This is a genomic window from Sulfurospirillum sp., assembly GCF_036802865.1.
Lineage (GTDB): Bacteria > Campylobacterota > Campylobacteria > Campylobacterales > Sulfurospirillaceae > Sulfurospirillum.
On record NZ_DAIRVK010000006.1, the window covers coordinates 44,435 to 57,676 of the forward strand.

Below are 13,242 nucleotides of genomic sequence, written 5' to 3' on the forward strand. Positions count from 1 at the left end.
ATATTATAACATATAACTGAAATGGCTCCATCTCCCCAAGAGGAGAGATGGAAAATGTCTTAGTATTCTAAGAACATTTTTTGAAGAGCTGCTTTGTCGTTAGTTTTAGTTAAACCTAACATTAAAAGTACTCTTGCTTTTTGTGCATTGAGGCTATCAACTGCGATAAATCCAAATTTTTTATCATCCACTTCGCCTTCAAGTGTTGTGCTACCTGTTGGTACACGACTACTTCTAGCGACTACAACACCTTTTTTAACCGCTTCGCCAAGACCAGCTTCTGTAGATGGGAATGGATTTCCATTGCCCATACCAGCGTGAATAATACCTTTAGCACCGCCAGCAACTGCAGCTTTTACTAAACTGTCTGTATCTTCTGGGTGAGCAAATAAAATGTCAACACGTGGAAGGTCTTCTAGTTTGCTGATATCGAATTCAGAGTTTACAGTGTGTTTACGTGTTGGTTGCATTAAGTATTTAACATCACCATAGTACACTGTACCGATTTTACCTGCATTTGGAGACGCGAATGCATTGACTGAACTTGTATTCACTTTAGTCACTTCACGTGCGCTGTGGATTTCGTCATTCATAACAACCACAACACCTTTTCCAGCTGTCTCTTTGCTTGTAACAACATTAACAGCATTTAAAAGGTTCATAGGACCATCAGCACTCATAGAAGTACCTGAACGCATAGCACCAACTAGAACAACTGGTTTTTTGCTTTTAACTGTTAAATCTAGGAAGTAAGCAGTCTCTTCCATTGTGTCTGTTCCGTGAGTAATCACAACACCATCAATGTCTGATTGTGCAAGAAGCTCATTGACTCTTTTAGCCAATTTCAACCAAACTTTGTTGTTCATCTCTTGAGAACCAATGCTAGAAATTTGCTCACCTTTAACCGTTGCAATGTCATTGATTGCAGGCACTGCTGCAAGCAATTTATCAACAGTAACTGCACCCGCAGAATAAGAACTTTTGATCTCAGATGTACCAGCACCCGCAATGGTACCGCCTGTGGCTAAAATGGCAATAGTAGGCTTTGCCATCAAACAAGAAGAAGCACCAATTAGTGCCAACGCTACGATAGATTTGTTAAAAAAATTCATACAATACTCTCCTTATAAAAAGTTGTTTGACATGTAAAACAAATCGGGACTAAAAGCCCCGAGCGAGAAGGCAAAATTCACTTTACCTCAATGAGGCAAGTTTAAGTTCTATGGTTTTTAATGGAGGCTTTGGAGGAGACTCCAAAGCCGGTTATCAAAAGAGACCTGTAAGGTCTTTTTTACAGAATCATGCCGCCGATAGCGAAGGCAAAGATAACAGAAAGAGCGATAGCGATAACGCCAGGAATAACAAATGGATGGTTAAAGACATATTTACCAATACGTGTTGAACCGGTATCATCCATCTCAACTGCTGCAATCAGTGTTGGGTATGTTGGAAGTACGAAAAGCGCACTAACAGCTGCAAATGAAGCAACAACAGTAAGTGGAGAAACACCTAGTAAAATAGCACTTGGAATAAGCGCTTTTGCTGTTGCTGCTTGTGAATAAAGAAGTGTACTTGCACAGAAAAGTACAACAGCAAGTAACCATGGATATACGTTAAGTAAATCACCTGCAAATGCTTTGATCTCTTTGATGTGGTTCGCAACAAATGTATCACCTAACCATGCAACACCAAGTACACAAATACATGCACTCATACCTGATTTAAACGTTGCAGAGTTAAGAACTTGCGCAGTATCAATTTTAGTGAAAAATGAAATTAATGTAGCCGCTGCAAACATAAAGAGCATAATGGCTTCATTTCTAGGAAGGACAGGGTTTTTGATGACACCAACTTTATCACTAATCAATGTTGCATAGATAACAACAGCAACGATAGAGATAAGGAAAATAGCAACAGAAAGTTTTGCACCTGGTTTAATTTCAACTTTGGTAGCGCCTCTTGTTTTAATAAGACCTTTTGCAAGTCTGTCTTGATAGACTTCATCGTCTTTAAGCTCTTTACCCAAGAAGTTAGCAACAAATGCTGCAACGATACATGCAAGGAAAGAAGAAGGAATTAAAATAGCTAATAGTTCTAAATAACCAATACCTTGTTTTTCTAGAACACCGCTCACAAAAACAACTGCCGCAGAAATTGGTGAAGCTGTAATAGCGATTTGAGAAGCTACAACGGCAATACTTAGAGGACGAGATGGACGAATACCTTGCTCTTTTGCCACTTCTGCAATAACAGGGAGTGTTGCAAAAGCAGTATGTCCTGTTCCTGCTAAGAATGTCATAATATACGTTACGATAGGTGCAAGAATCGTAATTTGCTTAGGATTTTTACGCAAGATTTTTTCTGCGATACTGACCATATAGTCAAGTCCACCAGAAACTTGCATAGCACCGATGGCTGCAATAACAGACATAATGATCAAAATAACATCGATAGGAATCGATCCTAATTTAAGACCAAGTCCTAGTGTTAAAACTAAAACACCTAAACCTCCAGCATAACCGATACCAATACTACCTAGTCGTGCACCAAAAAAGATGGCGGCAAGAACGACGATAACTTCTAACCATAACATGGAAACTCCTTTTAATATATCTTCATAAACTTCTTTCATCGCTCATCAAAAAACGATCAAAGAAATTGTGTGCCACAAGGAAGGAGTAGTGTGGGAAAGGAAGTTGTCGACTCCCTTGTGGCACGGTAACACTAAAAAACTACGTAAAGAGTTCCAGTAGAACTCTATTTTTTATCGTATGTACGAGGCTTAATCATGTTTTCTGGTTTGATGATATCATCAAGCTCAGCTTTCGCTAAAAGACCACGTGCAAGAACGATGTCATATACAGAACCGCCTGTTTCTAGGGCTTCTTTAGCAACTGAAGTTGAATTCTCATAACCGATAAATGGATTAAGAGCTGTTACAAGACCGATACTGTTAAGTACCAATGATTTACATCTCTCAGGATTTGCAGTAATGCCATCAACACATGTTGTTGCCAATGCTTCAAATGCGTTTTTCATCATGTTAACAGAGTTGAAAAGGTTGAATGCAATGACTGGTTCAAATACGTTAAGTTGGAGTTGACCACCTTCACATGCCATTGTAACCGCAACGTCTGTACCGATAACTTGGAAACATACTTGGTTTACAACCTCAGGCATAACTGGGTTAACTTTACCTGGCATAATTGAGCTACCTGGTTGCATTGCTGGAAGATTAATTTCGCCAAAACCTGTTCTTGGACCTGAGCTTAAAAGTCTAAGATCGTTACAAATTTTTGACATTTTTGTTGCTACACGTTTAAGAACACCAGAGATTTGTACATAAGCACCTGTATCTTGGGTTGCTTCAACAAGATCACCCGCAGTTACAAATGGACGACCTGTTACTTCTTGAAGTTTTCCTTCTACTGTTTTTGCATAGTCAGGGTGAGCGTTGATACCTGTACCAATAGCAGTTGCGCCAAGGTTCATTTCACGCATCAATTGTTGCGCTTCGATAACACGTTGGATATCTTCACCAATCATAACTGCATAGGTTCTGAATTCTTGCTCAAGAGTCATAGGAACAGCATCTTGAAGTTGAGTTCTACCCATTTTGATAATATCTTTAAACTCAAGTGCTTTTTTAGCAAATGAATTTTTGATAATGCTCATAGAAACTGTAAGCTCGCCTAATTTCTCAAAAAGAGCTACACGAAGTGCTGTTGGGTAAGCATCATTTGTTGATTGAGAAAGGTTAACATCGTTATTTGGGTGAAGGAATTTGTATTCACCTTTTTTGTGACCCATTTTCTCAAGTCCGATGTTAGCGATAACTTCGTTCGCGTTCATGTTTGTTGATGTACCTGCTCCACCTTGGAACATATCAACAACAAATTGATCATGGTATTGACCACCAATGATTTCGTCACAAGCTTCACAAATCACATTTTTTTTGTTTTCAGCTAAAAGACCAAGGTCATAGTTTGCTAAAGCTGCCGCTTTTTTTACTTTTGCAAGAGAAGTAATAAACGTTGGGAATTTTGCAAGTGTAATTCCAGTAATGTGGAAGTTCTCAGCTGCACGAGCTGTTTGAACGCCATAATAACATTCGTTAGATATTTCTTTATCACCGATTAGATCGTGTTCCATTCTAGTTGACATTTTGTCTCCTTAAGATTTAAAGGTGATGAAAGTTTAAACCTTTAAAGAGACTTGAAAATGACTTTTTTGAAAATATTTTAAAAAATATTGAAGTAAGAGAATTAATTAAAAGATGTAAAAAATTAAGTGATACGAGAGGTTACATATAAGGCAAAGAAGAGGGGAAAGTTCCCCTGCTATCTTAAAGTTTAATGAATTTACTTTTTTCAGAAAGACCAAAATTATGGGGTTGTATCATATTTTCAGGCTTAATGATCTCATCCAGTTGTTCTTTATCCAGTAAACCCTTGGATAAAACGATGTCATAAACTGAACCGCCAGTCTCCAAAGCCTCTTTGGCAACGATCGTAGAGTTTTCATACCCGAGGTATGGATTGAGTGCGGTGACCAGCCCAATGCTATTTAGTACCAGCGCCTTACATCGTTCAGGATTAGCCGTTATGCCATCGACACAGGTATAGGCAAGTGTCTCAAAAGCATTTTTCATCATATTAATAGAGTTAAAGAGATTGTAGGCGATCAGTGGCTCAAAAACATTGAGTTGGAGTTGTCCTGCTTCACACGCAAGTGTTACGGCAATGTCCGTACCAATGACTTGAAAACAGACTTGGTTCACGACTTCTGGAATGACAGGGTTTACTTTTCCAGGCATGATGGAGCTACCAGGTTGCATCGCAGGCAGATTAATCTCGCCAAAGCCTGTTCTAGGGCCAGAGCTTAAAAGGCGGAGATCGTTGCAGATTTTAGACATTTTGGTCGCAACACGTTTAAGTACACCCGAGATTTGCACGTAAGCACCCGTGTCTTGTGTCGCTTCAATAAGATCACCCGCAGTAATGAAAGGACGACCCGTCACCTCTTGCAGTTTGGCTTCCACCGTCTTGGCATAATCGGGATGCGCGTTAATGCCTGTTCCAATTGCTGTTGCTCCCATGTTAATTTCGCGTACCAACTGCCTTGCTTCATGAACGCGTTGGATGTCTTCGCCGATCATAACGGCGTAGGTTCGAAATTCTTGCTCTAACGTCATGGGAACAGCATCTTGGAGTTGAGTACGACCCATCTTGATGACATCTTTAAATTCTAATGCTTTTTTTGCAAAAGAATTTTTGATGATACCCATGGATTCGCCCAATTCACCTAGCTTTTCATAGAGGGCTACACGAAGGGCAGTTGGGTAAGCGTCATTGGTGGATTGTGAAAGGTTCACATCGTTGTTGGGATGAAGAAATGTGTATTCACCTTTTTTATGCCCCAAAATCTCCAATCCAATATTGGCAATGACTTCATTGGCATTCATATTGGTAGAAGTTCCTGCACCTCCTTGGATCATGTCGACTACAAACTGATCATGGAACTTGCCCGCAATGATGGCGTCGCACGCTTCAACAATGGCATTTTTTTTAGTCTCAGCAAGAAGTTGCAACTCGTAATTGGCAAGAGCCGCGGCTTTTTTAACCTTGGCGATGGATTCAAGAAAGGTAGGGAAGCTTCCAAGTGTGACGCCTGTGATGTGAAAGTTTTCTACAGCGCGCGCTGTTTGAACACCATAATAACACTCATTAGAGATCTCTTTATCACCGATAAGGTCATGTTCGATTCTGGTTGACACGTTTTTGCTCCTTAGATTGACGTCTATTTTTCTATTACTATTATAATAGATATACACTGCAAAATCTTTAGAGGAAAAGATTACTTTTGAAACAAAGATAATTTTTGGATACGAAAACAAATGTGCTTTAAAACAACGTTAAAATCGTTAATATGCGTATGCATCCTTGAAATGAATTTGTAACAATTTAACTTCTAGGTTTTGATTAAGGGTTCTCGTACAAAAATATTGATAGAATTATTAGGTTTTTAATTTAATTACGTAAAAAAATCTGCATTCATACATTTATTAAAATTAATCAAAGTTGCAAAATTAAGAAAGAAGTGATTTTCGCCCATGAAACGAATTAAAGTCCTTAAAGCGTATTTTATTATCTGGCTCTTTATTGATTATGTTATTTACACTAACGCTGAACTGCTCAGTACCTTTTTTATGGCAACGGTGATTTTCAGTACCGCAATTGTAGGTCTCTTAGCGGTTGGAACACTCTACCAATTTGTCAGCGGATATGACATTACGATGCTTGGTGGAACATTTGGCGCTCTTGCGTATAAGAAGACTGGGTATGAGTTTTACATCAAAAGTATAGATTCTCTATTGCCCGCCAATATTGCACATATGCTCAAGATGCGTAAAAGTCAGCAGAAAATGCTTTTTACACAAGAAGAGTCACGCAACATCATCGAATGGCTTGACCTGAAATTCCGCAAGCAAAAGTCGTACATTAACTTCTTTATTAATACCGCGATGCTCATAGGATTGCTTGGAACTTTCGTAGGTTTGGTCGAAGCCATCGATAATATGGGACAGATTATTTTAGGGCTTAATGGCGATATTGATATTAAGCAAATTATGCAAGATTTCTCTGGACCTCTTTCTGGCATGGCTATTGGTTTTGGCGCGTCATTATTTGGGGTTGTCTGTGCGGTTATTTTAGGTATCAATGGCTATATTTTATTTCGCTCACAAGATACCCTTATTAGTGGTGTTGAGGATTGGCTCAAGGACCGTATTATTGATATTGCACCTGAAGTACTGGGTCGAAGCACAGCGTCATCCTCAACAGATTTACCAGAACAGCGTAAAAGTTTTATGGATATTTTCCTTGAGCAGATGAATAATTTTACAAGTGAGATTTCTAAACTTACCAAATCCAATGAAAATTTTCATGCAATGTCTGAAACATTAACATCAATGAAAACGCTTATGGATGCACAACATGTGACATTTCAGAAGATTGCAGGTTCGCAAGAGACCTCTTTGCGCAAATTTGATGCATTTTTTGAATATGCTCAAAAAGCAGATGAGGCCAAAGCATTAAAACTGCATGAAGATAAAGTGGTCATGCAAGCAATGCTGGAAGAGCATACACACCTTCTGACACAAAGTGGCAATACACTTTTAGCCCTCAACAATGGCGTTGTCAACATGCACCATAAAATGGAACTTCACCATCAAACATCTGAAAAGATTGTAGCGCTTAATGAGCAACATTTGCTTCAAAGTGAAACGATTCATCAAGAGACAGTTAAAACGGTAGAACAGTTATCCTCTAATGTTTTAGATGGTGTTGAGCGTGTTGTTGGTGTTTTAAATCAGCATGAAACAAAACTTGACCATATGATAGAAAATCTAAGTACCGCCTCGCAAACACTTTTAGAGATTTATCGACAATTAGACACGAGCGGTCAAGTGTTACTTAACATTGCTTCTACGCAAGAACATCATTTTGATGAAACACTAAAAGCGTATGGCGTGTTGCAAGAGCAGATTCAAAAACTAGATGTAACACTCAACCAAGAGATCACAACACTGGAAGCTTTACGCACTCAACGTTCACAAGAACATCAGGTGATTGTTGAAAATCAGGACAAAGCACAGGTTGTTTTCGAGATAATCGCTTCCACTGTTGAGACAACCAAACAGACATTAGCAACGCTTTTGGATGTTCAGGAGATTTTCAAAGCAGAATCCAAAGAGTCTGCGTATGAATCACTGCAAGCTGTTGTGGAAGTTCAAAGAGCATTGGCACTTAACAAAGAGTCGTTAGTAACGCTTTTAGGGGTACATGAGAATTTTCATACACGTTATTTCAACGCACAAAGTGAAACAAAAAATACATTACAACAGATCAGCCAGAGTGTTGTAGCCGAAAACCACATTAGCGCAGAACTTTTAAAAGCATCAACACATATTCACGAAACGCAAAAAATCAATGCAGACCAAGAGAGGCAATTACTCGGGGAATTAAGCGCTGAGTTGGTACGTATTGAATCATTGAATCAATCAGCGATGGAGCATAAACAAGAGTTTGAAGCGGCTTATTTTAAACACAGTGATGAAAAACAAACCTACGTTGTTGCAGAATTAAGTCAGAAAATTGAACAGACACAGCAACATCTTGAAACGATGGCACAATCGTTAAAAAATATTGAGGAAGTCATTGATCGTCTTGATAAACACAATACGCTTCATGGTGGTGGTGTTGCCGATGAAATCAAAGGCTTCTTTAGTTCACTTTTTCATAAAAATTCGCAAAATTGAGGAACTAACGTATGGCTGCTGGTACTGATCAAGGCGATATGAACCCTTTTATCTCTTACGTTGATCTCTTTTCATCTGTTATTCTTGTTTTGCTTCTTTTTATGTTAATCATGTTTGTCAATGTGGGTTATTACATGCAATTTAACTCTAAAAATGCGACAGCATCGCCTGCCCCCGCAGAGGTTGCCCCTCAAATGCAAAGTGCAGAGTCCTCTCATATTGTATTTGTAACAGCAAAAGATCCTAGTAAAGAAGCCACAAGCCAAAGCAGTAGTGATGTGGGTGAGCGTTCGCTTACCAAAGCAGTTGAAAAACCGTCCCCTGTTGATTATAAAGAGTCAGACCTCATGGTTGTTTTCAAAGATAACGAGTACTTTGTCGCGAAAAATATTTTATCTCAACTGGTGAAAACAATGGAAAAAATACTTAAAACAAAGCCCAATGCTACATTTGTGATTAGCGTGGGGGATTCTAAAAAATTGATCAGTTCAACGCAAGCAAAACAGATCTCGCTAGGAAGAGTGCTTAGTTTTAAAAATAGCCTTGAAGCGGTACCCGAATTAAAAAATAAAATTCAAATTAACTACAAACAGCAAAGTCAGATTCAACATGAATTTGGTTATCTTAAAGTAGATGTAAAGTAAGGAATGCGAGTGCGCTTTAAGTTTTTTAATGCTTTTTTTACTGTGATTTTAGGTTGCAGTCTTTTTTTAACTTCCCTGTTTGCGGCTGATGAAGCAGACAGCATTGCAAGACTCAATGCCTTTTTAGCACAAAAAGACGCTGAAGTCGTTGACCCCAATAACGTCACGCTCAAACAAGCTGTTGCCGTAGCGATCAAATCAAATTATCGTATTCGTCAAGCGCAAGAACGTATCTATCAAGCTGAGCATTCAACGAAAGAAGCGTATGCAGACTTTTTACCCAAAGTAGATATTTCCTCAACAGGAACGTCCAAAGACAGCAGTGGCTTTGATACCCAAAAGTATGGGCAAGCCAGAGGCGATCTTGTCACTTCTTACAATCTTTACTCTTCAGGCATGCACAGTGAAACTGTGGAGCGAACGTATATTACAAAAAAAGAGCAAGAAGAGCGATTGCGTGGTACATTGGAAGAAGAGATTAATAAAATTATTGATGCTTATTTTAGTGTTGCGTACGGAAGGTTGGCTGTTGAGGTCAATAAAAGCAATTACGATAAATTGCTCAAAATTCTTGATATTGTTAAAACTAAAAGAGAGTTGGGTGCTGCAACTGCAGGAGATGAAAACTCTATTTTAGCGAGTGTTTCCAATGCTAAAACGGCATTGATCAATACAGAATCTTCTTTTAACAACGCCAAAGATTATTATGAATTTTTAACCAGTTCAAAAGTAGAAGATCTTAATCCTTATGAGATGAACTTTGAAACAAAGCTTTCCAATTTTGATGAACTCTTTGATGATATTAAAAAACGTAATACAGATCTTAATATTTTAGAAACACAAATCAAAGGTAAGCAAAAAGATGTGATCATTAATAATGCTACCGATGGACTCAAAATAGATTTTTCAATGACAAATTCGAAGCGTTACAAGGATGATAGACTCCCCACATCTAACCCATCTGAAGGTAAAAATCGTGATTTTCTTGCAGAGTTAACGTTTAGCTATAACCTTTATGATGGCGGTAGGACGGAAGCAAAAGCAGCCAAACTTATGAGCGAAGCGTCTGCATTGATTTACAATCTTGAATATACCAAACAAGACACAAAATGGAATTCACAAAAGCTTTTTAATTCGGTTCAAACCAATTCCAAAACAGTCGATACGCTGAGTATGGAGATTGATGCGAGCAAAAAAATGGCTGAGGCGTATTGGGAAAAATTTAGGCTCTCCAGCCAAGATTTGGTTACGCTATTGCAAGCACAAAGACAAGTTAATAGCGCAGAGCTTGAAAAGCTTCGCAGTGAAAAAGCGCGCATTGTAGATTATTTTTCCTTGCTTGGAAAGCAGGGGAAATTAGTAGAATACTTTGGGTTTTAGAGTATAAACTAAGATGAGAAATCATGGACGCTAATACAAATGCTTTAATTATGTCAGGAGATCTTTTTTTAAAAGATGCAGATAATACTTCTGCTATTGCTTGTTACCAAAAAGCATTGATGTTTGAACTTGAAAAGCAGACATGTGTTAAAGTTATCAACAACTTGGGAATTGCGTATAAGCGTCAATCCTCTTTTGAAAATGCCATCGCAATGTTTCAAAAAGGCATAGAAATAGACCCCAGCTATGCGGCATTTTATTCGAATTTATCTTCGGTGTATCGGTTGCAAAAACGGTATCAAGAAGCGTTTGATATGCTGATTGCGGTGGTAAACCTCTGCCATCACCTTAATGATTATGTAACACTGATTGAATTTTTAAAATTCCTCAAAAAGCCTCAAGAGGCACTCAGTATTGCTCACGAGGTTGTTAAACGATTCCCTGAAGAGTATGAAGCACATCTTGTCTTGGGCAATCTTTTTGCCTCCTTTAAAATCTATGAAAAAGCCATAGAGCCTTATCGTAAAGCCATTTCACTCGATCCAGCAAAGACACAGGCGTACAATAATATAGGTGTTGTGTATAAAGAATTAGGACGCGATAGCGAAGCTTTAGAGGCATACAAGAGCGCATTAGTGCTCAATCCTAAAGATGCTGCTGTCTATAATAACTTGGGTAATTTGTGCCGAAATATGGGCGATTTAAAAGGGGCACTTGAACATTTAAATCATTCCATTGCCCTTAATCCTGATTATGCAGATGCGTACAGTAATGTGGGCGCTGTTTACAAAGAGGCAAAAGATTATAACGCGGCGATTCCTTATTATCAAAAAGCATTGACGCTTAATCCCAATCATACCAACGCTAATTTTGATATGGCACTTATGGAACTCTTTTTTGGAAATTATGAAAATGGTTGGAAGCGCTATGAGCATAGACTTCACATGAGTGAATTGGTTGCCAAAATTCATCCGTATAAAACGCCTCTATGGAGAGGTGAATCTTTGATGGGAAAAATAGTACTTCTCCAAAATGAGCAAGGCTATGGCGATAACATTATGTTTATCCGCTATGTACCTCTTTTTGTCAAAATAGGAGCAAGAGTGATCGTTCGAACACGCCCCGAATTGGTCACTCTTTTTACGATGGTCGAAGGAATAGAGGCTGTTTACAGCGAAGAAGATGCAATTCCTGAGCATGATTATTATCTGCCATTACTCTCGGCTGCTTTTTATTTTAAAACGACGCTTGAGACGATTCCAAATCTATTTCCGTATTTACATGTAAAGCATGAAGCCCTAGCACAAGGCTTTCATACAGAGCATTTAAACATCGGTCTTGTATGGAGTTCCAGTCGCACCAATAAAGATTTTAACAATAAATATCTTGGGCTTTCAAATTTGAGATCGCTTTTAGAAATCCCCAACATTGCGTGGTATTCGCTTCAAGTCGGGGAAGATGCTTTGGAAATAGAAAAGGAAGGCTTAGCGGAGAAGATCATTGATTTATCTGCTTCTTTGCGCGATTTTTCAGCAACCGCGCAGGTTATTCACTCCCTCGATCTTGTCATTACGATGGACACAGCAGTGGCGCATTTATGTGGTGCATTGCATAAAGAGGCATGGGTTTTACTTCCAAAGCCCGCAGATTGGCGTTGGATGCCAGAAGGAGATAAAACACCGTGGTATGACAGTTTGGTTTTATTTAGGCAAGGTCTTCGTGGTGATTGGGATATCCCAATACAAGCGATCAAAAAAAGACTCCAATCTTTCTCTAAAAAGCCCATAAAATGGGCATGAAGAGAGATTTTAGAAAGAGAATGTTATCATCATGTATAACAATACAGTACCTAAAAATTTAAATACAGAAGCTATAAATGGAGAGATGCAATGTTTAGTATGATACTCAAACTTCAAGCCTTCTTTGAAAGACTTAAAAAACGTAAGGCACTTTGGTTTACGACCATTACGGCACTTGCATTATTTGGTATTTTGAGCACACTTTATTATCTTAATTCAATGACACATCGTTCGACTAAGAACCTTTATGAGGCGACAAACGCCAGTTACTTTAATGACTTGGATTCAAAAATTGGTGATTCTCTTTTTAATCTTGAGATCATCGGCAGTATGTTGTTGTCCAACCCAGAGTTTATTGCAGCGATTAATTTGCAGAATAATACGACTGCGATGATGGAAAAGCTCAATATGTTGGATGCTAATTTGAAAGTGATTGCAAAGAACAGTGTCGTGATAGAGCTTTATACGAAAAACTTTGTCAAAATCGCCTCTTCTTCATCCTCGCCTGTGTTGACGACGGAAGCCTATGATCTGGACAGTTTACGTAAAGTTGTCGCTACCAATCAGCCTCTTAGCGGGATTGAATACCAAGATGGGCAAGTGTTTTTAAAAGCACTTTATCCTACAGCCAACGGCATTTTAGAAGTTAAACGTGCAGCAGATTTTTTATTTGATACTTACCAAAACAATGGAAAAATCTTTCAGATTCTCTTGGACAAAGATTTTTTAGATATGAAAAAATTGCAAACTTTTAAACATCAAAAAATTGGTAAAAATGAAGTGAGTGTGCAAACAAGAGCAGACAGTACTTTTTTAAGCAAGGTCGCTGAATTGGACTTTGATAAGATTATTGCAGATAAGTATCTTCTCAATGACGATTATTTTGTTTTGGCTAAACCTTTACTGAATGTGGATGGCAAAAAAGTAGGTGTTATCGTTGTGGGTGAGAGCATTACCAAAGAGAATGGTTTACCAAAAATGACTAAGAAAATTTCAACAGGTCTTACAACCGCAGCGCTTGGTTTGGTTGTTGCGTTATTGGTTTTGATGATCTAATGCATACAACAATCGTTTTGTAGCGTATAAAGAGGAGGGAAAG

At 38.5% G+C, this 13,242-nt stretch carries 9 protein-coding genes; 5 read left to right on the plus strand and 4 right to left on the minus strand.

All coding sequences use genetic code 11. The annotated features are described in order from the left end of the window. Positions 1-59 precede the first annotated feature (59 nt). From V7Q04_RS12155 to aspA (V7Q04_RS12170), 4 genes are all read right to left on the minus strand, one after another. Complete coding sequence (locus V7Q04_RS12155) at positions 60-1,112, minus strand: type II asparaginase (protein ID WP_333805430.1); 1,053 nt, start codon at positions 1,110-1,112, stop codon at positions 60-62. A gap of 179 nt (positions 1,113-1,291) precedes the next feature. Further along, the gene (locus V7Q04_RS12160; RefSeq protein WP_333805432.1) at positions 1,292-2,593 is read right to left on the minus strand and encodes an anaerobic C4-dicarboxylate transporter; all 1,302 of its coding nucleotides are present in this window, start codon (positions 2,591-2,593) and stop codon (positions 1,292-1,294) included. 164 nt (positions 2,594-2,757) lie between these two features. Beyond that, complete coding sequence (gene aspA, locus V7Q04_RS12165; protein ID WP_333805433.1) at positions 2,758-4,164, minus strand: aspartate ammonia-lyase; 1,407 nt, start codon at positions 4,162-4,164, stop codon at positions 2,758-2,760. A 181-nt stretch (positions 4,165-4,345) separates the two neighbouring features. Continuing rightward, positions 4,346-5,776: an aspartate ammonia-lyase gene (aspA, locus tag V7Q04_RS12170; protein ID WP_333805434.1), complete on the minus strand. Its 1,431-nt coding sequence runs from the start codon at positions 5,774-5,776 to the stop codon at positions 4,346-4,348. Positions 5,777-6,112: 336 nt separating this feature from the next. Here aspA (V7Q04_RS12170) and V7Q04_RS12175 point away from each other — a divergent pair, with 336 nt between their 5' ends. The 5 genes from V7Q04_RS12175 to V7Q04_RS12195 all read left to right on the plus strand — a co-directional run bounded on the left by V7Q04_RS12175 (position 6,113) and on the right by V7Q04_RS12195 (position 13,199). Then, positions 6,113-8,320, plus strand: a complete 2,208-nt coding sequence (locus V7Q04_RS12175; RefSeq protein WP_333805435.1) for a MotA/TolQ/ExbB proton channel family protein — start codon at positions 6,113-6,115, stop codon at positions 8,318-8,320. A gap of 11 nt (positions 8,321-8,331) precedes the next feature. Then, a complete protein-coding gene (locus tag V7Q04_RS12180; protein WP_333805436.1) occupies positions 8,332-8,964 on the plus strand; it encodes a hypothetical protein in 633 nt (210 codons plus the stop codon). 9 nt (positions 8,965-8,973) lie between these two features. Beyond that, a complete protein-coding gene (locus V7Q04_RS12185) occupies positions 8,974-10,344 on the plus strand; it encodes a TolC family protein (RefSeq protein ID WP_333805437.1) in 1,371 nt (456 codons plus the stop codon). Between the two features lie 23 nt (positions 10,345-10,367). Beyond that, on the plus strand, positions 10,368-12,143 hold the full coding sequence (locus V7Q04_RS12190) for a tetratricopeptide repeat protein (RefSeq protein ID WP_333805438.1): 1,776 nt from the start codon (positions 10,368-10,370) through the stop codon (positions 12,141-12,143). A 90-nt stretch (positions 12,144-12,233) separates the two neighbouring features. Next, positions 12,234-13,199 (plus strand): hypothetical protein, encoded by a 966-nt coding sequence (locus tag V7Q04_RS12195; RefSeq protein ID WP_333805439.1) that lies wholly within the window; start codon positions 12,234-12,236, stop codon positions 13,197-13,199. Positions 13,200-13,242 lie beyond the last annotated feature (43 nt).

Coding starts and splice junctions, on each gene's coding strand:
- V7Q04_RS12155 (WP_333805430.1), bottom strand. CDS start 1,112: ATGAATTTTTTTAACAAATCTATCGTAGCGTTGGCACTAATTGGTGCT.
- V7Q04_RS12160 (WP_333805432.1), bottom strand. CDS start 2,593: ATGTTATGGTTAGAAGTTATCGTCGTTCTTGCCGCCATCTTTTTTGGT.
- aspA (WP_333805433.1), bottom strand. CDS start 4,164: ATGTCAACTAGAATGGAACACGATCTAATCGGTGATAAAGAAATATCT.
- V7Q04_RS12175 (WP_333805435.1), top strand. CDS start 6,113: ATGAAACGAATTAAAGTCCTTAAAGCGTATTTTATTATCTGGCTCTTT.
- V7Q04_RS12180 (WP_333805436.1), top strand. CDS start 8,332: ATGGCTGCTGGTACTGATCAAGGCGATATGAACCCTTTTATCTCTTAC.
- V7Q04_RS12190 (WP_333805438.1), top strand. CDS start 10,368: ATGGACGCTAATACAAATGCTTTAATTATGTCAGGAGATCTTTTTTTA.
- V7Q04_RS12195 (WP_333805439.1), top strand. CDS start 12,234: ATGTTTAGTATGATACTCAAACTTCAAGCCTTCTTTGAAAGACTTAAA.